This window comes from Candidatus Electronema sp. PJ, from assembly GCF_048287395.1.
Taxonomy (GTDB): domain Bacteria; phylum Desulfobacterota; class Desulfobulbia; order Desulfobulbales; family Desulfobulbaceae; genus Electronema.
The window spans coordinates 97948-117131 of record NZ_JBLWEO010000062.1 but is presented as its reverse complement, the minus strand read 5'-3'; the positions used below and the strand labels follow the sequence as shown (position 1 = coordinate 117131).

The 19184-nt window shown below is 53.2% G+C and carries 19 protein-coding genes; 13 read left to right on the top strand and 6 right to left on the bottom strand.

Features of this window, described 5'->3' with window-relative positions:
• Positions 1-339: 339 nt before the first annotated feature.
• The 4 genes from ACNKIB_RS10275 to ACNKIB_RS10260 all read right to left on the bottom strand — a co-directional run bounded on the left by ACNKIB_RS10275 (position 340) and on the right by ACNKIB_RS10260 (position 3066).
• A complete protein-coding gene (locus ACNKIB_RS10275; protein ID WP_417910458.1) occupies positions 340-1161 on the bottom strand; it encodes an outer membrane protein assembly factor BamD in 822 nt (273 codons plus the stop codon).
• A 30-nt stretch (positions 1162-1191) separates the two neighbouring features.
• Positions 1192-2127, bottom strand: a complete 936-nt coding sequence (trxB, locus tag ACNKIB_RS10270; protein WP_417910457.1) for a thioredoxin-disulfide reductase — start codon at positions 2125-2127, stop codon at positions 1192-1194.
• Positions 2128-2217: 90 nt separating this feature from the next.
• A complete protein-coding gene (gene trxA, locus ACNKIB_RS10265; protein ID WP_417910456.1) occupies positions 2218-2547 on the bottom strand; it encodes a thioredoxin in 330 nt (109 codons plus the stop codon).
• A 51-nt stretch (positions 2548-2598) separates the two neighbouring features.
• On the bottom strand, positions 2599-3066 hold the full coding sequence (locus tag ACNKIB_RS10260; RefSeq protein ID WP_417910455.1) for a hypothetical protein: 468 nt from the start codon (positions 3064-3066) through the stop codon (positions 2599-2601).
• A 325-nt stretch (positions 3067-3391) separates the two neighbouring features.
• Here ACNKIB_RS10260 and hemL point away from each other — a divergent pair, with 325 nt between their 5' ends.
• From hemL to ACNKIB_RS10230, 6 genes are all read left to right on the top strand, one after another.
• Complete coding sequence (gene hemL, locus ACNKIB_RS10255; RefSeq protein ID WP_417910454.1) at positions 3392-4687, top strand: glutamate-1-semialdehyde 2,1-aminomutase; 1296 nt, start codon at positions 3392-3394, stop codon at positions 4685-4687.
• A 37-nt stretch (positions 4688-4724) separates the two neighbouring features.
• Positions 4725-4976 (top strand): AtpZ/AtpI family protein, encoded by a 252-nt coding sequence (locus ACNKIB_RS10250; protein WP_417910453.1) that lies wholly within the window; start codon positions 4725-4727, stop codon positions 4974-4976.
• Positions 4966-5394, top strand: coding sequence for an ATP synthase subunit I (locus ACNKIB_RS10245; protein ID WP_417910452.1), 429 nt, complete (start codon positions 4966-4968; stop codon positions 5392-5394). Before ACNKIB_RS10250 ends, ACNKIB_RS10245 begins: the two co-directional genes overlap by 11 nt.
• A 3-nt stretch (positions 5395-5397) precedes the next feature.
• Positions 5398-6120, top strand: a complete 723-nt coding sequence (gene atpB, locus ACNKIB_RS10240) for a F0F1 ATP synthase subunit A (RefSeq protein WP_417910451.1) — start codon at positions 5398-5400, stop codon at positions 6118-6120.
• A gap of 72 nt (positions 6121-6192) precedes the next feature.
• Positions 6193-6456, top strand: coding sequence for an ATP synthase F0 subunit C (atpE, locus tag ACNKIB_RS10235; RefSeq protein ID WP_417910450.1), 264 nt, complete (start codon positions 6193-6195; stop codon positions 6454-6456).
• Between the two features lie 87 nt (positions 6457-6543).
• On the top strand, positions 6544-6738 hold the full coding sequence (locus ACNKIB_RS10230; protein ID WP_417910449.1) for a hypothetical protein: 195 nt from the start codon (positions 6544-6546) through the stop codon (positions 6736-6738).
• A 21-nt stretch (positions 6739-6759) separates the two neighbouring features.
• On the opposite strand, the gene ACNKIB_RS10225 is transcribed toward ACNKIB_RS10230, so the two are convergent.
• Positions 6760-6915 (bottom strand): hypothetical protein, encoded by a 156-nt coding sequence (locus ACNKIB_RS10225; protein WP_417910448.1) that lies wholly within the window; start codon positions 6913-6915, stop codon positions 6760-6762.
• Positions 6916-7071: 156 nt separating this feature from the next.
• On the opposite strand from ACNKIB_RS10225, the gene ACNKIB_RS10220 reads away from it, so the two are divergent.
• From ACNKIB_RS10220 to ACNKIB_RS10200, 5 genes are all read left to right on the top strand, one after another.
• Positions 7072-9762, top strand: coding sequence for a DUF2339 domain-containing protein (locus ACNKIB_RS10220; RefSeq protein WP_417910447.1), 2691 nt, complete (start codon positions 7072-7074; stop codon positions 9760-9762).
• A gap of 2 nt (positions 9763-9764) precedes the next feature.
• Positions 9765-11156, top strand: a complete 1392-nt coding sequence (locus tag ACNKIB_RS10215) for a DUF3999 domain-containing protein (protein ID WP_417910446.1) — start codon at positions 9765-9767, stop codon at positions 11154-11156.
• A gap of 273 nt (positions 11157-11429) precedes the next feature.
• Positions 11430-13367 carry an ASKHA domain-containing protein gene (locus tag ACNKIB_RS10210; RefSeq protein WP_417910445.1) on the top strand — a complete coding sequence of 646 codons (1938 nt, stop codon included), beginning with the start codon at positions 11430-11432 and terminating at the stop codon, positions 13365-13367.
• Between the two features lie 84 nt (positions 13368-13451).
• Entirely contained in the window at positions 13452-13724 is a 273-nt protein-coding gene (locus tag ACNKIB_RS10205) for a hypothetical protein (protein WP_417910444.1), read from the top strand.
• 467 nt (positions 13725-14191) lie between these two features.
• Positions 14192-15253 (top strand): hypothetical protein, encoded by a 1062-nt coding sequence (locus ACNKIB_RS10200; protein WP_417910443.1) that lies wholly within the window; start codon positions 14192-14194, stop codon positions 15251-15253.
• Between the two features lie 119 nt (positions 15254-15372).
• Here ACNKIB_RS10200 and ACNKIB_RS10195 read toward each other — a convergent pair whose 3' ends face one another.
• Positions 15373-16527 (bottom strand): branched-chain amino acid ABC transporter substrate-binding protein, encoded by a 1155-nt coding sequence (locus tag ACNKIB_RS10195; RefSeq protein ID WP_417910442.1) that lies wholly within the window; start codon positions 16525-16527, stop codon positions 15373-15375.
• Between the two features lie 145 nt (positions 16528-16672).
• On the opposite strand from ACNKIB_RS10195, the gene lpxK reads away from it, so the two are divergent.
• Positions 16673-17758, top strand: a complete 1086-nt coding sequence (lpxK, locus tag ACNKIB_RS10190; protein ID WP_417910441.1) for a tetraacyldisaccharide 4'-kinase — start codon at positions 16673-16675, stop codon at positions 17756-17758.
• A gap of 236 nt (positions 17759-17994) precedes the next feature.
• Positions 17995-18987, top strand: coding sequence for a UDP-3-O-acyl-N-acetylglucosamine deacetylase (gene lpxC / locus ACNKIB_RS10185; RefSeq protein WP_417910440.1), 993 nt, complete (start codon positions 17995-17997; stop codon positions 18985-18987).
• Positions 18988-19184: the final 197 nt, after the last annotated feature.

Below are 19184 nucleotides of genomic sequence, written 5' to 3'. Positions count from 1 at the left end.
GCGCCAGACTGATTCAGGAATGTCGCGCAGGCGGCGGTTGAACTGGCTTTTTGAAAGCATGGCAGGCATATACCATATCCATGCTGCTCAAGAAATACGCAGCTTCTTTCATAACTGCCGGAAAAGAAAGCGGCGGCAGTCGAAGCTACGGTCATGACCTCAGCCGTGCTCATCGTGCTTTGCTGGTTATCGCGTCAGCCTTCAGAAATTAAAAAAAATCATCGCATAAACAGTAAAATGTTGTAATCTTGAGTTCCATGCTCTCCTCCGTGTGCGGTTATATTCGTGCCAGACAGCAGAAGTATAATTCAAGATTTATAGGTCACAACTTGGGTTATGCTACTCAGCGGAACGCGCCGCCTCTTTGCCGGTTTGCTCGACCGTATCGCCGTCGTCCTTCCACCAGCCCCATTCTGGCATTTTCCAGTCGGGGAGCCATTTTTCTATGCCCCACTTGGGCGGTTGTCCAGCTTCCAGCTTGGCCAGCAGCTCCTTAGCCTTCGGGATAACAGCGGCATCAGGGTGGGTGGCGATCAGGTATTTCAGGCGATGCTGGGCCTGTTCGTATTTCTTGGTGCGAACATAGAAGACCGCGACAAAATACTCGTGGCTGGCGATAAATTCCTTAGCCTCTTGCATCCTGGCCTTAGCCTCCTTGGTGTAGGGCGAGTCAGGATGAACGCGCAGCAGCCGGGAGAACGACTGCACTGCGTCGCGTGCGCCGGTAGGGTCGCGGTCGATCCGCTCGGACCGGGAAAGGTCGCACATGCCGATCTGAAAGATGACGTAGGGCACCGCTTCATTGGTGGGATGCCGCTCCTCAAAAAAATTATACAGTTCTTTGGCCTCAGCATACTTGCCGCTGTAGTATTGGCAGTCCGCAGCCTTGAGTTCAGCAAGTAACGCCTGCGGGCTAAAGGGATGGCGGTCGATGATCTCCTGAAAAGACTTCAGCGCGTCAGAGTAGTTGCCGACTTTATACTCGTTCATCCCCTTGGCAGCTAGGGTTTCTGCTGGTTCAAACTCCTCGTCCTTAGCTGCACCGAATGACCAAGAGCTGAACATATCTTTGACCGTGCCACAACCGCTCAATGACAGGCAGGTGGCAACAGCAAGAAGCAGAGAAACAACGAAACGCGGGCAAGAAACTGGGGTCTGCATGATCGTGGCCCTGAAATTCTATGGTTGTTTTTAGCCCGGCAAGGTGCCGAGATAATGTTCTGCGGAAAGTTCTGCGTTTGCCCCTTCACCAGCGGCATTGATAATCTGACGAAATTTTTTGCTGCGAATGTCGCCTGCGGCATACACGCCAGGCAAGTCGAAGCAACCCATTTCACTGTCCGTGATCAGGAAGCCTTCTTGATCGGTTTTGAGTTGGTGAAGTGGTAACACTTCATTGTTGGGTTTTACCCCGATGAGGATAAAAATGCCAGTCACTGGCAGGACAGAGGTCAAGCCTTCGTTATGCAGTATCTGCACTGCCTCAACGCTCTCCTTGCCAAAAATCTCGTTTACTTGTGCGTTCCAGATGAAGCTGATCTTTTCATTGGCAAAGGCTTTTTCTTGCAGGATCGCTGTAGCCCGTAACGTATCACGACGATGAATGACAGTAACTTTTTTCGCAAATTTAGTCAAATGGATGGCCTCTTGAATCGCTGTATTACCACCGCCCAGCACCGCAATTTCCTGATCGCGGTAAAAGGGGCCGTCGCAAGTGGCGCAGTAGGAAACCCCCTTGCCTTGCAGCTCCTCCTCGCCTGGCACTGCAATCTGGCGCGGTTTAGCCCCGGTGCAGAGAATCACCGCCTGCGCGGTCAGAGTTTCGCCGGAATCCAGCTGGACTTTTTTCAGATCACCCTGCAAGTCCAGCGACTCTACCGCCGCGAATTTCTTTTCCAGGCCAAAGCGTTCGGCATGGACGGTCATCTTGTCTATCAGCTCAAAACCGCTAACGCCCTCGGCAAAGGCCGGATAGTTATCCACCCAGTCAGTGAGCAATACCTGACCGCCGGTCGCCCCTTTTTCAATGAGTAGGGTTTTGATCCGCCCGCGAGCTGCGTACAGCCCGGCAGTCAGTCCGGCAGGGCCGCCGCCAATGATGATCAGCTGATAATCTGGCTTGTTCATAAAAAATTCCTGAAAAAACTTGAAGTTTGCATCCGAAACGCCGCCTGAGCGCAGCGTCCCGGATACCGCTGCTAGGAGAGGACGACGCGATCAGGCCGCCTTGTTAAGCAGGGCTACCAGCTGGCCTTTGCCCACTGCGCCGGTGATCTGTCCGACTGCTTTGCCGTCTTTGAACAGAATCAGCGTAGGGATGGCCTTGATACCGAACTTGCCCGGCGTTTCTGGATTTTCATCCACATTCATCTTGGCAATTTTCACCTTGCCGTCAAATTCGTCAGCAAGCTGGTCAATGACCGGGCCAATGGCCTTGCAGGGGCCGCACCAAGGTGCCCAGAAGTCCACCAAGCAGGGCAGGGCGTTGTTGATGACTGTGCTTTCAAATGCGCCGTCTGTGACGTTGATAACTTTGTCGCTAGCCATAATTCAAATCTCCTTAATCGTGTTTGAAGTGAGAGAAAAAGCTGTGCTGCTTTATTTATTTTCCTGCAAATATTTGCTGATCTCTTCCTGTGCTGCCTTAATTTTCTCTGTTCGCTGCGCTGGTTCCGCATCGGAAAGAACAAGAATCAGCTTGCTCAGATCAGCACTGACCACTGCTGTTTTGGGAATATACTTGCCCGCCGCTTCAGAATCCAGAGCCTCGCTGGCGATTTTCGGCAGGCTGTCCAAATCGCCCTGCTCAACATAAACAACTACGCTGGAATCTTTCAGACTATCGAAGACCTCCAAGCTGGCGGCAGTGGCAATGGGGCAGGTGGTTTCCTTGTCCGTGCCGACAAAGGCCAAGGCTTTTTTGCCGCTTTTGGCCTGCTCCTGCGCTATTTTCCATTGGCTGGCAGGATAAACATGATCCGGCAGCTCGAATTTCGCCCAGGCGGAAGAGCAGGAGAGGGCGGTCAACAGCAGGGCAGCAAGGGTGTTTTTGACATGTGTTTTCATGGGGTTCCTTTTGTTGCAGTATGTTTTCTATTACTCGCGAATTTTTTCAGACATAGCGAAGAAGATAGCAAAGTGCCAGTTGCTTTTAGCTTCCTAGCAGCCTTGCCGAAAACTTTTGTCGGCAGCTCCTGCCACCTCTTTTTGCTTTTGCAGAAAAAAAGGCAACATGCTATAGTCAGCAGGCTGCGTCGGCGCAAAAGGCCCGCCGCTACAAACCCTTGATTCAGAACTATCTTGCCCGTGCAGCTTACCATAGATGGGACTGACAGTTCAAGACGCAAAGCCCGGAATCATTTGAACCAAGCCCCGGAACCGAAAATCGCCCATGAAAACCCAGAACTCCGCCGCTCTTTTCGCTCAAGCCTGTCAAGTCATCCCCGGCGGCGTGAACTCGCCCGTGCGGGCCTGTAAATCTGTGGGCTGCGACCCGCTCTTTGTCGCCAAGGCCCAAGGCTGCACAATTACAGACGTGGACGGCAACGAATTCATTGATTTTGTCGGCTCCTGGGGGCCGATGATTCTGGGTCATGGCCATCCCGAAGTGGTCAAGGCGATTCATGAGGCCGTGCCCAACGGCACCAGCTTTGGTGCGCCCACCGCGCTGGAGGTTGAGCTGGCCGAACTGGTCTGCGCTTCCGTGCCTTCTCTCGAAAAAGTGCGCTTCGTCAGCTCCGGCACCGAGGCCACTATGAGCGCAGTGCGGTTGGCGCGGGGTTACACCGGGCGCAAGGTGATTGTCAAATTTGACGGCTGCTATCACGGCCATGCGGATTCTTTTCTGGTCAAGGCTGGGTCGGGCGTGATCACTCTCGGCATTCCTGGCAGCCCTGGCGTGCCAGAGGACATCGTCAAAAACACTCTGTCTATTCCGTACAACAACATAGAAATTCTCGAAAAGACCCTGCGTGATGCCAGCAGCTTGGATATCGCCTGTGTAATCATCGAACCGGTGGCAGGCAACATGGGCGTGATCGTGCCAGAGCTGGCTTTTCTCCGCAAGTTGCGCGAGCTGACCGCCGAGCTAGGCATTGTCCTGATTTTTGATGAAGTCATCACCGGTTTCCGGCTGGCTTTGGGCGGGGCGCAGGAGCGTTTCGGTATTTTGCCCGACCTTACCTGCCTTGGCAAGATCATCGGCGGCGGCTTGCCAGTCGGAGCTTACGGCGGCAAAAAGGAAATCATGGATTTGGTCGCGCCAGACGGGCCGGTGTATCAGGCAGGCACCCTTTCCGGCAACCCGCTGGCGATGGCCGCCGGACTGGCGATGCTCAAGGTGGTGCGGCGGCCCGGTTTCTACGAGGAGCTGGAGGAAAAGAGCACGTGGTTTGCCGAAAAATTGGCGGAAATTGGCGCAGCAGCTTCGGTGCCGACCGTGCTCAACCGCCTTGGTTCGATGATGACCTGCTTTTTCACCGATGCGCCGGTGACAGATTTCAATTCGGCAATGAAGGCAAATGCCCAGCGGTACGCGCAACACTTCCGCAACATGCTTGCCAGCGGCATCTGGCTGGCACCATCGCAGTTCGAGGCCGCCTTCATTTCTTCCGCCCATGATCGGGCGCATTTACAGCAGGCCCTGGACGCAACTGCGGCCTCGCTGACAAAATTAGCTGCCGTATAGAAAAATATTGCACTTGCCGCGCTGCCGTGCTATCAAATTGAATCAATTAAATCGGGAGCGGAAACAGGAAAAAGGCATCCTCTCTGATCTGGCCATGTACAGTCAGAGCGGCATGACCTTTGCCCTCTCAGTGGTGATCGGTTTTGGTTTCGGCTGGTATTTAGACAACAAGGTCTTTGACGGTCGCACTGCGCCTTGGTTGAGCTTTATCTTCCTTGGTTTTGGCATTGCGGCGGGTTTCAAGCACCTCTGGGATTTGAGCCGAAGAATTGCCAAGGATGATAACTAAGCCGGAAAAGAGGCAGGAGAATGACTACATCCTCCTGCGCCGGGTTGAACAGTGTAGTTTGTTGTTGATTGTACTGTTTACCTTGGGCGGCGGCTATGGGTTTGGCAGTCAGTTCGCCTTCTCAGCCTTGCTGGGCGGCGCATTGTCGATTAGCAGCTTTATGCTGCTGAAACGTACCATGATGCAGCTGGTCAACCGGATTGATACGCAGAAACCAGCCGCAGGTTTTGCGTTCAAATTTTATTTGCGCCTATTTGCGCTGGCCGTTGTGCTGGCTCTCTTGGGCCTGAACGTGCAGCTGCATCTGCTGGGCTTGCTTGCAGGATTGTCCACGGTGATAATCAGCGTGATCAGCGTTGTTCTCATCAAGGGCTTGATGGATTTTTTCGGAAAAGGAAACCACGCGAAAGGAGTGTAGGTCATGGAGCATCCAATTCTTTTTATTTCGGTGATTCTGAACTGGATCGGACTGCCGGTTCCGCACGGACCCATCGGCGCAACCTTGTTGGAAAAGCTCTGCGAGCCGTATCTGACCTACAGCTGGCTGCTGATGGCCCTTCTTTTCGTCGTGCCCAAGCTAACCTTGGGCAAGCTGGAGCTAGTGCCCGGCACTGGCCAGAATTTCTGGGAAGCCCTCCTCGGTGGGCTGATGGATTTTTTCACCGAGCACATGGGCCGCGAAAAGGCTAAGATGCTCTTCCCGGTGTTGGCGACCTTCTTCATCTACATCGCCTTGGCCAACATGATCGGCCTGCTGCCTGGCTTCATGTCGCCGACCTCCAGTCTCAATATCACCGTGGCTATGACCCTCATTGTCTGGTGCTTCCACCATTTTCTTGGCTTTCGCGAGCATGGCTGGCATTATTACAAGCACTTCACCGGGCCAATCCCGGTCATGGCTCCCTTCATGTTTATTCTGGAGCTGATTGGCAATTGTGCCCGGCTCGTTTCCCTCTCGATGCGTCTGTTCGGCAATATTTTGGCCAAAGAGATCTTGCTGGGCGTGCTCTTCATGCTGGTCGGGGCCTTCTTTGCGCCGCTGCCCATACTCTGTCTCGGCGTGCTGGTCTCGCTGATTCAGGCTGTTGTTTTCGTACTGCTCTCTGTCATCTACTGCGTCGGCGCGATGGATCACGCCCACTGAGATTTTTCCCAGCTCACACAACCAAGGAAGAAGGCCAACTTTCTCTTTACTCTTTTTGGAGGTAAAACCATCATGGACAAACTTTCTCTCGCACTGGTATGTTTTTCCGCCGCCACATCCATCGGGCTGACCGGCTTTGCCGCAGCTCTTGGCATGGGACGTGGCGTTGAGAGCGCGTGCACAGGCATCTCTCGCAACCCAGAGGCCAAAGGGCCGATCACCACAGCCATGATCCTTGGCTTGGCTTTGATTGAGTCCATCGCCATCTACGGTCTGGTTATCGCCTTTATTCTGCTCTTTGCCAACCCGTACAAGGCTGCGCTGATCGGCGGCTGATTGAGCAACTGACGCGCAAGCGTAAAAAAGGCTGCGGCTTTCGAGCTGTAGCCTTTTTTTATTTTTGCGAACAGAGGCAGTACGCAGTTGCAGAACAAAAGATTCCTTTCTTACTCGCTGGCAAAGGAGTTTGGCTCGGCAAAAGAGGATTTCTGCCGACTTGCAAAGGAGTTGTACTCGGCAAGAAAGGAGTCTGGCCGACTTGCAAAGGAGTTTGGCTTGGCAGAAGAGGAGTTCTGCCGACTTGAAGAGAAGTTTGGCCGACCAAGAAAGGAGTTTTAGTCGGCCAGACTCCTTTGTGGCTCAACAGGAAAGCAGTTTGGCCGAGTAGGAAAGGAGTTCGGCCAAGCAAAACTCCTCTGTTGCCGAGTACAACTCCTTTCTTACCGAGCCAAACTCCTTTGTCAGCGAGCAAGAAACGTGTCCAACCAGGAAAAAATGGTTCGTTTTCCAATACATTTCGGTGGGAAGCCGCTTGCCATCGGTTCACAGCAGCAATCTCAGCAGATTCTGTTCCTTTTTCCTGATTCCTCCTGCTATACTCTCTCTAGCAACTGCATTACCGACCAACGCGTCATTGCTGACAAGCCCTGACCAGAGGGGAGAAAGAAGGACATGCTGACAGTGATTAGTGTCATTGCGGGCGGCATTTTGCTCGGCTTAATTACAAGCGACTGTACTGCTGGGATAGTTGGGATGTTCTTAGGCTATCTGCTGGTGCAGAGCTTTCGCCAAAAACAAAAGCTGGCGAACCTCGAGCAGCGGCTAGGGCAGATTGAGGAACTGCTGACGGAAAACGAGCAGGAAACGCCTGTCGAGGAGCAGCCAGAAGTTGTTCCTGTTTTCAGCCAGGCCGAGCCTGCACCAGAGCCACGAGCAGCAGTAATAATCGAGGTGGTGCCGCCATCACTGCCGCGCGTGGCAGTACCAGAGCAGCCTTCTTTAGAGGAACGGCTGGCCGCTAAGGTAAAAGCCTTTTTCACTGAGGGCAACGTGGTGCTGCGCGTGGGCCTGCTGGTGTTGTTCTTCGGCGTGGCCTTTTTACTGAAATACGCTGCCGACCGCAACGTGATTCCCATCGAGCTGCGGTTGCTCGGCGTGGCCATGGGCGGCATCGCCCTGCTTGGCTTTGGCTGGCGACAGCGACTAGCGCGACCTGGATTCGCCCTGTTGGTACAAGGCGGCGGTATCGGCATCCTTTACCTCACCATCTTTGCCGCTTTCAAGCTTTACCACTTAGTACCATCGCTGCTGGCCTTTGCCGTGATGCTGGGCTTGGTCGTTGCCTCCACTGCTTTGGCCTTACTCCAGGATTCCAGCCCGCTGGCTCTGTTCGGCGCAGCAGGCGGCTTTCTTGCGCCGGTGCTGCTCTCCACTGGTAGCGGCAGTCACGTCGCTCTGTTCAGCTATTACGCCCTACTTAACTCCGGCATACTCGCTGTGTCGTGGTTTAAAGCCTGGCGCAGCCTCAATCTGCTCGGCTTTATCTTCACTCTGGGCATTGGCGCGCCCTGGGGCTTGAACAGCTACCGACCAGAGCATTTCGCCACTGCCGAACCATTCCTGATTCTCTTCTTCCTGATGTTCAACGCCATCGGCGTACTCTTTGCCTTCCGCCAACCACCCAATTTGCGGGGCTATGTGGACGGTACGTTGGTCTTTGGCACCCCAGTAATCTGCTTTTCGCTGCAAGCTGGGATGGTGCAAAAGATGCCGCACGGCCTGGCCTTCAGTGCCTTGGCAGTGAGTATCTTTTATGTCGGCCTGGCCTTTTTCTTGTGGAACAAGGGCAACGAGCGGCTGCGCCAGGGAATGCGCACCTTGACTGAAGCATTTCTTGCCCTGGGCATTGTCTTTGTCACCTTGGCCGTGCCACTCGCCTTGAGCGGACGTTGGGCCGCTGTCACCTGGGCAATGGAAGGCGCAGCCCTAATCTGGGTGGGTATCCGACAGAACCGCTTTCTTGCTCGCAGCACTGGCTTCCTGCTCCAGTTTGCAGCAGGCGTGCGCTTCCTTGTCGATCTCATCTTTTATGATGCTGCCGTTTCGCAGCTGCCAGTGCTCAACGGTGCCTATCTTGGCGCAGTGATTATTGCCCTGGCCGCGTTCTTCTCCTCGTGGCAGCTCTACAAGGCTGACAAGCTCCGCCGCTGCGAGAAATGGCATCATCTGCTGCTCTTCTTCTGGGGCTGCCTCTGGTGGTTCTGTGCAGGGCGTTGTGAGATTAACCGGCTTTTCCATTACTCTACTGAAGATCATATCAACCTGCTTTTCACCGCCCTGAGCTGCGTTGTTCTCACTCGTTTGGCCGCAAGACTGCATTGGAAGACCGCTGCCTGGCCTGGTTTGTTCTTGCCACTCTTTATGGTGCTCATGGCACTGGAACGCATCGACTGGCAGGGCCATCAACACCTCTTTGCCAATGAGGGCTGGCTGGTCTGGCCGCTGGCCTTTGTCCTGCTGCATGATTGCCTGCGACAAGGACGCAATGTGCTCAAAGAACGCTGCCTGTTTATCAATCACATCATCGGCTTCCTCTTACTTACCTTGATTGTCACGGCGGAAAGCAGCTGGCTGCTGCACCGTCTCACCGCTGGAGAAGGAGTATGGAAGCTGATCGTCTGGGGCCTGATGCCAGCAGGCATGGTACTCCTGGTGCATAACCGCCGCTTGGAGAGGTTCTGGCCGCTGGCAGACTATGTTGCTGTGTATCAGCGGCAGGCTTCCGGCATTGTGGCTGTTTTCCTGTGGCTCTGGTTGCTGGCAGGCTGCTTTGGCAATCCTGGCAATGCCGCGCCGCTTCCCTTTATACCCGTGCTCAATCCACTCGAACTGAGTCAGATTGCTGTGATGCTCCTGCTGGCTTGGTGGACAGTCCGGCACCGGGCAGATGTTGTCGCTGCTGAACCATCCCTCGCTCCGGTTGCTGAACAGGTTCTCGCTGCCTTTGGCGCAGGCACGGCCTTTATCTGGCTGAATGCTGCTCTGGCTCGTGCTGTCCATCATCTGGCTGGTGTGCCCTTTGATTTTGTAACCATGCTGGATTCCCGCCTTTATCAGGCAGCGGTTTCCATTCTCTGGGGATTACTGGCCTTGGTACTGATGGTAACTGCTGATCGCCGCCAGAGTCGATCTGTCTGGTTTATTGGTACGGTTCTGATAGGGGCTACCGTGCTCAAACTCTTCTTGATTGACCTGGCCAGCAGTGGCACGGTAGAACGAATTATTTCGTTTATCTCTGTGGGCATTCTGGTCATTGTGATTAGCTATTTTTCCCCTCTGCCCCCGAAGAAAGAGGAACAGTAATTATGAAACACCTTGCCGTGCTGTTTGCCTTGTTGACCGCTCTCCCCTGCCATGCTGCTGAGGAGCAAAACTCCCTGCACCGAGAGGACTTTGCCTATGGCATGGAGCTGACCGTCAGTGGTAAGAAGGCCATGTACAGCCTTATGCTGCCTGCCGAGGTCTATCAAGGCTGCACGCGGCCTGATCTGGGTGATTTGCGGGTCTTCAATGCCCAGGGGCCAGTACCCCATCTTCTCCGCCAACCGCAGCCAGAGAAGCAGTCTGCCCGGCCTCCGCAGAGCCTGCCGTATTTCCCGCTCTCAGAGACAACTCAAGCCAATGGCAATCTCTCTGATCACGGTCTGACCATCAGCGGTAACGGGGCGATCATTGCCCTCAACAAGAGTAGCGCAATCATTGCCTTGAGCACAGGCGCAACAGAGCAAGCTACCCAAGTTGTTGCAGCCTATATCCTGGATGCCTCCGCTGTAGAGCAGCCGCCAGATTGGCTGGAGTTAGCCTGGCAAGGACAGGGCGAGCAGTTCTCCACCTCGGTACGAATTGACCACAGCGATGACCTGGATAATTGGCAGCAATTTGTCCCCTCAGCAGCCCTGGCTGAACTCCGTTTCAGCGGCCATAATCTCCTGCGGAATAGGATTGAACTTCCTCGGCAAGCAAGAGGGAAATATTTCCGTCTTTCCTGGCCTGCTGGCAAGGATGGAGTCAGCCTGACCGCAGTTAAGGCGGGGTATGAAGAGGAAGCCCAGGTCAAACCGCATAGCGTGCTGACCTTAACCGGACAACCCCTCACCAAGAACGATCCAAACCGCACTACTTGGCAGTACAATACCCAGGGCTTTTTCCCGGTGGATCAACTGAAGATTCGGCTGCCAGAGCAGAATTATCTGGCGATGTTTACCGTGCATTCTGGCGGAGAGGAACACTGGCAGCGGCGGGCCTCCCTGCTCACATGGCAGCTGACAATTGACGGGGTAAAGCTGGAGAATGAACTGCTCCATTTGCCTCCCAGCACCGACCGTTTATGGCGGCTGGAAACCGAGGTCAGTACTGCTCAGGCTCCCATATTAGAGCTGGGCTGGCTGCCTGGTCAGCTCATCTTCATGGCCCAGGGCCAAGGGCCATATACATTAGCCTATGGCCGGGCTGGCTTGCTTCCTGCCCACTCGCCAGTAGGGCAGCTTCTCGATGCCCTAGAACCACTCAAGGGCAGCAGCTTGCTTGCGGCTGCGCAGGCAGGGCCGCAAGTGGTGCTTGGGGGCCAAGCACAGCTACAGCCAGTGGTCAAGATGCCTTGGAGAACCTGGCTGCTCTGGGCCGGGTTGATTGCTGGTGTGCTGGCGGTCGGGGCGATGGCTCTCAAGCTGTTTAGGGAGATGAATCGGCACAAATAAGCCTCCTTCCTGCCCTATGCAGGGCTTCCTTCCTCCCTGTAGTAAGCCTGCCTCTTTGCCCTCTTGTTCCTTGCCGTGTGGAGTACCTAACGCCCAGCGATAAGAGGGATTTTTATCTTCCCAGTTCTGCTGTCTTGCCCTGATAACTAGCCTGCATTTGTCCGCCCGCTCCGCATCCTCTCTGCCTGCTTCGTCCATTGCTTAAGACCTGGCGACATGGTAGATTTTCCCGTCCCTACAACCCTTTTTTCTCAGCCTACCTAGGAGCAATATATGAAACACACTGTCACGTTTATGCCCGACAACATTACCACCCTGGTTCAGCAGGGCGATACGCTACTGTCTGCGGCTGCTAAGGCTGGGATTTATGTCCATGCCTGCTGCGGTGGCGATGGCGTTTGTGGCAAGTGCAAGGTGCACGTCAAGGGCACAGTTCACTCAGACAAAAGCAAGCTGACCCAGGAGGAATGGGACAGGGGTTGGCGGCTCGCCTGTCGCTCTACTGTGGAGTCGGATATTGAGGTAACCGTGCCGGAACTGACCAGCAAAGGGGGCAAGACCCTGAAGCGTCGGCCCAAGACCACGCGCACGGTTTCTGCCAAGGCCCTTGATGCCTTGATTGGTAAGTGGAACGTTGATCCTCCGGTCAGTAAGTTATACCTAGAACTGCCCCCACCAACCCTGGAGGATAACATCGCTGATATGCAAAGGGTGATCCGGGCTATCCGGCTGCATTTTCCCCAAGATCAGCACCGGGAACCCTACTATGACCTGCCTTGTTTGCTCAAATATCTACCCAGAACTCTGCGGGAGGCAGACTGGAAGGTTACTCTCCTCTTGCTCCGTGGCAGGAACCAAGGTGACACCTTTAGAATCATTGATATAGAGGCAGGGGACACCACTGCCAAGCTCTATGGTGTAGCCATTGATATAGGTACGACAACCTGCTCAGGTGTACTGATTAACCTGTACACCGGCGAGGTATTAGCCGAGTCCTCAGGCTACAATGGGCAGATCAGCTTTGGTGAAGATGTTATCTCAAGGATTATCTATGCGGCCCGGCCAGGTGGTCTGAAGGCTTTGCAAGGCAAGGTTGTTGCCACCATCAATGCGATTATTGAGGACATCTGCCGCCAACTGATCATCTCGCCCTCTGACATCGCCTATATGATGGCCGCAGGCAACACGGTCATGTCCCACCTTCTCTTAGGCTTAGACCCCAAATACCTGCGGGAAGCTCCCTACGTTCCTAGCGTCAGTGAGTTCCCCTTAACCCGTGCTGCCGAGCTAGGTATTCACGCCCATCCTTCTACCCGTCTATTCCTCTACCCGTGCGTTGCTTCCTATGTTGGCGGCGACATTGTCTCTGGTGCACATGCCTGCCAAATAGCCAAGTCAGAGAAGGTCAGCCTGTTCATAGATATTGGCACAAATGGTGAGATAGTAGTGGGCGGCAAGGACTGGCTCGTCTGTGCTGCCTGCTCTGCTGGTCCTGCCTTTGAAGGTGGGGGAATCCAGTACGGGATGCGTGCTTCTCAGGGGGCAATTGAGAAGTTTCAAATCCACCCCCAAACACTGGAGCCGATGCTCGTTACCATTGGTCAGAGCAAGCCAAGTGGCATTTGTGGTTCTGGCCTCATAGCAATCGTGGCGGAGCTGTTAGAGAACCATGTTATCGACCAACAAGGCAAGTTTCATCATGACCTCGATACGCCACGTATCCGCGAGGGCAGTAATGGTTGGGAGTACGTGCTTGCCTGGGAACATACCTCCATGATTGGTGAGGACATAGTGCTCACTGAGGTAGATATTGACAACCTGATGCGGGCTAAGGGAGCCATGTATGCTGGCTATCAGACCCTGCTCGAATCCGTGGGACTCAGCTTCGCAGATCTACAACAGGTGATCCTCGCAGGTAACTTTGGTGCCTACCTGGATTTGGAGCAAGCGATCTGCATAGGACTACTCCCAGACATTGATCGTGAGCAGTTTTATTACCTGGGCAATGCCTCTATGCTCGGCTGCCAAATTAGTATGACAGATATGAACAGGTTCCGTGAAAGAGAGCAGGTACGTCAACTGATGACCAACATGGAACTCTCAGAGAACCCGCAGTTCATGCAGCACTATATGGCAGCGCTTTTTCTCCCGCATACTGACATGCGACTCTTTCCCACTGTGGGGAAAAAGTTAGCTGATAGTCTTGCCTAAAGTGCCGCTCAACCTTAGGGTGCTGCAACAGCATGGGCAGACACCGTGCTCTGCCCTTATTTTTTAACTTGGAGGAACATGATCATGCAGACACTACGAAGCACTTTGCGCAACAGGAATAGCCTTAAGGCCGCTGCTTGTAGCCTGGCACTTGTGGCCCTGCTTGTGGGTTGTTCAGAGGAAAAGGAAGCTGAAGTCGAGAAGAAAGGTGCAGTAACACGGCCCGCTGATAAGGTCCCACAAAGCACCGCAGAACAAATACTGAAACCGCTGGACAAAGCGCACGACTCGCAGGCCCTTCAGGATGCACAAAACCAGAAGGCAAAAGAGATGCTTGACGAGACCGAAGCAAAGTAGAAACACACCGCGTTGCACCCATCTCGCCAGGCAACATGCATGATAGTTGCCGACCAACATGCGTAATAGTTGCCGGTCAACTATTACGCATGTTGCCATCCAACCATGATGCAACTGTAGGGGCAACCCCCTGTGGTTGCCCTGTAACAATACCGCCGTCTTTCCCGCAATAATACCATCGTCTCTCCTGCATCAAGGGCAGGCACAGGGGCCTGCCCCTACGGTTATCTGTGTGGAATCAATACCATCGTCTATTCTGGAACAAGGGCAGGCACAGGGGCCTGCCCCTACGGTTATCTGTTCCGAATCAATACCACCGTCTTTCCCGCAATAATACCATCGTCTATTCTGCATCAAGGGCAGGCACAGGGGCCTGCCCCTACGGTTATATTCTTGACTTTTTCATTACCCTTGATCTATACTTATAACAGCAGTCTTTTTCTAAAAAATATTCTGAGAGATTGATCATGGCCAGCATTCAATGGAAGGTAGAACAAAATAAGTTAACGACTCCTGCATCCTATAGAGCACGCACAGTGGCACACACAACCCTTGATTATGAAGGTGTATCCTCAGCGATGGCTGCTCGCAATCCACAATTATCAGCAGGTTTAATTGAATTTGTGCTACGAGAATTCCGCGAAGAGGTGCTGATTCAGCTGGCAAATGGCAATGCCATCAACTTGGAAAATTTCCTTAAATTTGCCGTCAATTTTGCTACCCGTTTACCTACAGCTGTCGCCCCATTACCACCCTTGTCAGAATGCTTAGAGGTCCAAGTGAGTGCCTCAAAAACCTTGCGGGATGATGTCCGAAGTGCAGCCTCAGCAGAGAAGATTGCCGCTACAGAAAAGGCACCGATGATTATCGCGGTCACTGATGTAACTACAGGCTTGGAGAATGTGATGCAGAGCGGTACTTCTATCGTGCTGAACGGTACGAATATGTACTTTGATAATACGATGCCTGGTGCTGAATGCGTGATAGAAGGCACACGAAATGGTAGGACTGTCCAGACTAACTTTGGTAAACGAGCTAACTCAGAAATCATTGTGGTTGCTGATTATCCTGCGCAGACAAGTACCCATAATAATGAATATCTGATCTCAGTAACCACCAGCTATACAGAGAATGGAAGTTTACGCACAGGAACCTACAACAAGCGACTTCGTGTACCCTTGCAGGTAAGTATCGGTGCGCTAGCAACTGGTATCTTGTCAGGAGCTGAAGACAACCCACTTGTCAATATTACTGGCGGTGCAGCAACAGCATCGCAACGAATACGTATCCAAGCTGTCATTAATAACCAAGATCAAATACTACGGATCAGTTTGCTCGATATGACCGAGGGTGGTAAGGTGGGAGATGCAGTGATAATTAATGGTGATGGTGGGTATGAGATTCTGGGTTATACCGGCTCAACTGTTACCTATTTAACTATTACTGTTAATGATTATGCTGCCCTTTATGCACTGGTGAATACGGCTTATAGTAACCGGATGATTGACATCCTCAATGTGTATGCATGAGGATAGAGCGAGGGAGGTGTTGAGGAAGGGAGGGGGAGGGAGATAAGCAGGGAGGCCGCCTATCTTTGTGTGTTAAGATACGCTCTTAAGCAGCAAAGATAGGCGAAGAGAACAATTGCTTACTTCTTCAGGCTAGGTACAGGCGGAAGGGGGCTATCCTTCTGCACTTGCGCAAACTTGCCCTCCTTGACTATGTAGAGGGTATAACCTACCCCAATGGCATCCCCATGCTCATCAAATTTGATCTCGCCAAACGGGGTGACTGCAATCTGCTCGTGCAGCACTTTGGCTACCTTCTTGGAGTCTGTTGAGCTAGCTTTTTCCACGGCATTGGTTAGGGAAAGTGCAGCGGCAATGGCATTATCAAAGAAGGCTCCTGGTTCATCACCGTACTTGGCCTTATAGGCTTGGCGATAGTGCTTGGTTACAGGGTTCTCTGATACATCTGCTGGGCCAGTTGCATAGACACCTTCAGCATATTTACCAGCGATCTTGATGAACGTATCGTCCTTTACTCCATCATCAGAAAGGAAGGTGGCCTTGAGCTGTTTTCTCCGCATTTGGGTGACAATCTTCGAGGCTTCTGGGTGATAGCCTCCGAAGATGACTGCCTCTGCTCGTGCCATCTTAATCCGCTGCACTATCGCTGAGTAATCAACCGCGCCTGGCGTAATCCCTTCAAACAAAACAACCTCGGCCAGTGCGCGCTTCTTGATCAGTGCTTGGGCATCTTCTGCCAAGCCTTTGCCATAGTCACCTTTATCATGAATGATGGCAATCTTCTGAGCTTTCAGGGTGTCAGCAACATAGTCAACGATAGTCTCTGCCTGGGCATTATTCGGGGCAATCGTCCGGTAGAATGTTGGGTATTTACCACTGGTGGTGAGATCGCTATCCGTAGCTGATGGTGACATAACAATTACGTCAGATTCGGTGTACACAGGAAGGGCAGCTTTGGTTGCCCCGGAGCATATATGGCCAATAACCAGCCGCACCCCGCCAGACACTAACTTCGATGCTGTGTTGGCTGCTACCTCAGGTTTGCAGACATCATCTGCCAGGACTAACTCTACCGGTGCCCCATGAATGCCGCCCTTGGCATTGATGCTATCCACGACCAATTGTGCTGCCCGAGCAGTAGGCAAACCGTATGATGCGAGATCGCCACTGTGCGCGCCTGCTACCCCAATCTTAACTGGATCAGCGGCCAGGGAATTGGTTGCTACTGCACTGATGACTGTGAGCCAAAAAAACACGTTGTGCGCCTGATACATGATGTTCCTCCTGCGAAACAGTTAAATGGTTTTATGGTGGAGATATTTTGTCCGCCTACATTGCAAAGCAGGCGGTAATCTGCTATCTTTTCACACCTCAAATAAAAATGCACCAGGAAACTGAAAAGATAGGTGGATGAAGCCCATGAACCGGAAATTGTACCAAGCCGTTGGCAGGCCGTTGGCACCGTTGTATAGCTTCATGATGCGGGTGCGAGAGCAGTTTTATCGCAATGGAGTCTTGGCCACGACCACCTTGCCTGTACCTGTGATCAGTGTTGGCAACCTGATGTTAGGTGGCACAGGCAAAACCCCGCTGGTGCAGCATCTTGCTCGGCTACTCCAGCGGCATGGCTTCCAACCTGCTATCATCAGTCGTGGCTATGGAGGTGCTACCAAGGAACGAGTCAATATTGTCTCTGATGGTAGGCAAGTGCGGCTGGAGGCTTCCTATGTTGGTGATGAGCCAAGACTCTTAGCTGAGACCCTGCCTGGCGTGCTGGTTCTGACCGGTGTAGTACGCAAGTTGCCTGCGGCGCAGGCTGTAGAGATGGGCGCAAATGTCCTGCTCTTGGATGATGGCTTTCAGCACTTGGCTGTCCGCCGTGACCTTGATCTGGTGCTGTTTAATGCGGATGAACTGGCTGGTAATTCAAGGGTCTTTCCGGGAGGTGATTTGCGTGAGCCTGTACGTGCTTTGTACCGTGCTCATGCCTTTGTTCTAACAGGTGTAGAGGAGGCTAACATTGCTCGAGCTGTGCGCTTCAAGAACATGCTGCAAGAGAAGTTTCCTGGGAAGCAGGTCTTCTTCAGTGGTAGCCGAGCTATCGGCCTAGTAAGGCAGGACGTAAATGGGCAAAGAATGCAGGTGTTACCGAAGGAGCTGGGAGGTCGCCGCTGCTTTGCCTTCTGTGGCATTGCCCGGCCAGAAGGCTTTCAGAAGACGCTCAAACAGCTGGCTATCGAGCCAGTTGCCTTTAAGGCTCTAGCGGATCATCATGTTTACAAGGAAAGGGCTGTGCAGCACTTACTCCAGGCTGCGGCAAGTGCTAGGGCAGATTGCCTTCTCTGCACGGAAAAGGACTTGGTGAAACTGCGTGGTTTGGCAGTTAACTGCACGCTGAAGCTGCCTCTGTATGGGGTGATCATGCAGGCTGCACCGGAATCTAGTTTGGATAAGCTGGTACTGAACTACGCTGCCGGAAAGAAGCAATGGTTGCCGCAGACATAGCAGTGTGGCAAAAAAGCCACACTTATTGATACAGCTGGTCAATGTGTTGCTTTAGACACAGTCTGTCGTTACCATCCTCTGCTACTGTCAATATTCATCCCTCTGAATCTTATTAGGAAATATTCCCCCTTTCTAATAAATGCAAAAAACAAAATTTTTGGCCGGATTTTTGCATAAGAAAGTGCTAAAAAGAAAGGGACAGTAAATAAGACCAACAGGGCATCAAGGGGAAGAACATGGCGATCAACATTGACCCGCATCAGCACACTGTAGAGCATCCGGTGAGCTGCTGCGGCATCGGCTTACATTCGGGTAAGACCGTGAATCTGACCATCAGACCAGCGGCAGAAAACAGCGGCATCAGCTTCCTGCGCAGCGAGCTGGGCAAAAAGACCGCCATTCCAGCCAGAATGGAGCAGATTGTTGACACCACCCTCGCCACTACGCTTGGCAGCGGCAAAGAGCGAGTCTCCACTACCGAACACCTAATGGCCGCCCTGCACAGTGCAGGCATTGATAACGCCGAGATTGAGCTTGATGCTCACGAAGTCCCGATCATGGACGGCAGTGCAGGCCCCTTTGTTCAGCTTCTTGACAAGGCAGGCAAAAAAAGGCAGCGTGCTCTGCGCAAAGTCATTCGCTTTACCAAGCCAGTTTCCTGTATCTCCGGCGATAAATTCATCCGCATAGAGCCGCATGACGGCTTTAAAATCACTGGCAGCATCAGTTTCGGCACTGACTTGATCAGTGACCAGAGTTGCGCTATCGATCTAACCCCAGAGTGTTTCGCCACCGAAATTGCCCAGGCCCGTACCTTCGGTTTTGTCGAGCAGGTTGAGGAGCTATGGCGCAACGGCCTCGCCCTTGGCTGCACCCTCCAGAATGTCATCGCCATCCACTGGAACCGCCGCAGCGTCCTCAACGAGGGCGGTCTCCGCTTTGCGGACGAGTTTGTCCGTCATAAGGTGCTGGATCTGATCGGTGACTTGGCCCTGCTCGGTAGTCCGATTCTCGGTCATGTCATCGCCAGTCGCTCTGGTCATGCCCTGCATCACAGCCTGATGCGGGCGATTGCCGATTCCCCAGACTGCTGGGAGTATGTCGAATTCCGCAAGCCGGGTCAGCCCCAAGTTATCAGCAGTCCGGCAAAACCCCGGAAGAAGAGGCTGCCCGTTTCTCTTCCGGGCATGTTGTTCCCTGCCACTGTTCCTGCGCCCTGTCCGGCCTGAGCAGTTCTCCTGTTCTGTCTCTCTCCGTTGTTCCCCGCCCGCTGGCCTACCGCAGCCAGCGGGCTTCTTTTTTTGCCCTTTTTGCAGGAATGCTCCGCAACGCTCTTCACTCAAGTGGGCAAGCGCATCCGAGACGTAGCTTTTCTTCTTCCTGAGCAGAAGAAAAAGATGAGGAAAGGAACAATGCAGCAAAGGAA

Bases quoted from the DNA above. Each gene is read 5' to 3' on its own strand.
- ACNKIB_RS10275 (WP_417910458.1), bottom strand. From the start codon at position 1,161: ATGCAGACCCCAGTTTCTTGCCCGCGTTTCGTTGTTTCTCTGCTTCTT.
- trxB (WP_417910457.1), bottom strand. From the start codon at position 2,127: ATGAACAAGCCAGATTATCAGCTGATCATCATTGGCGGCGGCCCTGCC.
- trxA (WP_417910456.1), bottom strand. From the start codon at position 2,547: ATGGCTAGCGACAAAGTTATCAACGTCACAGACGGCGCATTTGAAAGC.
- ACNKIB_RS10260 (WP_417910455.1), bottom strand. From the start codon at position 3,066: ATGAAAACACATGTCAAAAACACCCTTGCTGCCCTGCTGTTGACCGCC.
- hemL (WP_417910454.1), top strand. From the start codon at position 3,392: ATGAAAACCCAGAACTCCGCCGCTCTTTTCGCTCAAGCCTGTCAAGTC.
- ACNKIB_RS10245 (WP_417910452.1), top strand. From the start codon at position 4,966: ATGATAACTAAGCCGGAAAAGAGGCAGGAGAATGACTACATCCTCCTG.
- atpB (WP_417910451.1), top strand. From the start codon at position 5,398: ATGGAGCATCCAATTCTTTTTATTTCGGTGATTCTGAACTGGATCGGA.
- atpE (WP_417910450.1), top strand. From the start codon at position 6,193: ATGGACAAACTTTCTCTCGCACTGGTATGTTTTTCCGCCGCCACATCC.
- ACNKIB_RS10225 (WP_417910448.1), bottom strand. From the start codon at position 6,915: ATGTATTGGAAAACGAACCATTTTTTCCTGGTTGGACACGTTTCTTGC.
- ACNKIB_RS10220 (WP_417910447.1), top strand. From the start codon at position 7,072: ATGCTGACAGTGATTAGTGTCATTGCGGGCGGCATTTTGCTCGGCTTA.
- ACNKIB_RS10215 (WP_417910446.1), top strand. From the start codon at position 9,765: ATGAAACACCTTGCCGTGCTGTTTGCCTTGTTGACCGCTCTCCCCTGC.
- ACNKIB_RS10210 (WP_417910445.1), top strand. From the start codon at position 11,430: ATGAAACACACTGTCACGTTTATGCCCGACAACATTACCACCCTGGTT.
- ACNKIB_RS10205 (WP_417910444.1), top strand. From the start codon at position 13,452: ATGCAGACACTACGAAGCACTTTGCGCAACAGGAATAGCCTTAAGGCC.
- ACNKIB_RS10200 (WP_417910443.1), top strand. From the start codon at position 14,192: ATGGCCAGCATTCAATGGAAGGTAGAACAAAATAAGTTAACGACTCCT.
- ACNKIB_RS10195 (WP_417910442.1), bottom strand. From the start codon at position 16,527: ATGTATCAGGCGCACAACGTGTTTTTTTGGCTCACAGTCATCAGTGCA.
- lpxK (WP_417910441.1), top strand. From the start codon at position 16,673: ATGAACCGGAAATTGTACCAAGCCGTTGGCAGGCCGTTGGCACCGTTG.
- lpxC (WP_417910440.1), top strand. From the start codon at position 17,995: ATGGCGATCAACATTGACCCGCATCAGCACACTGTAGAGCATCCGGTG.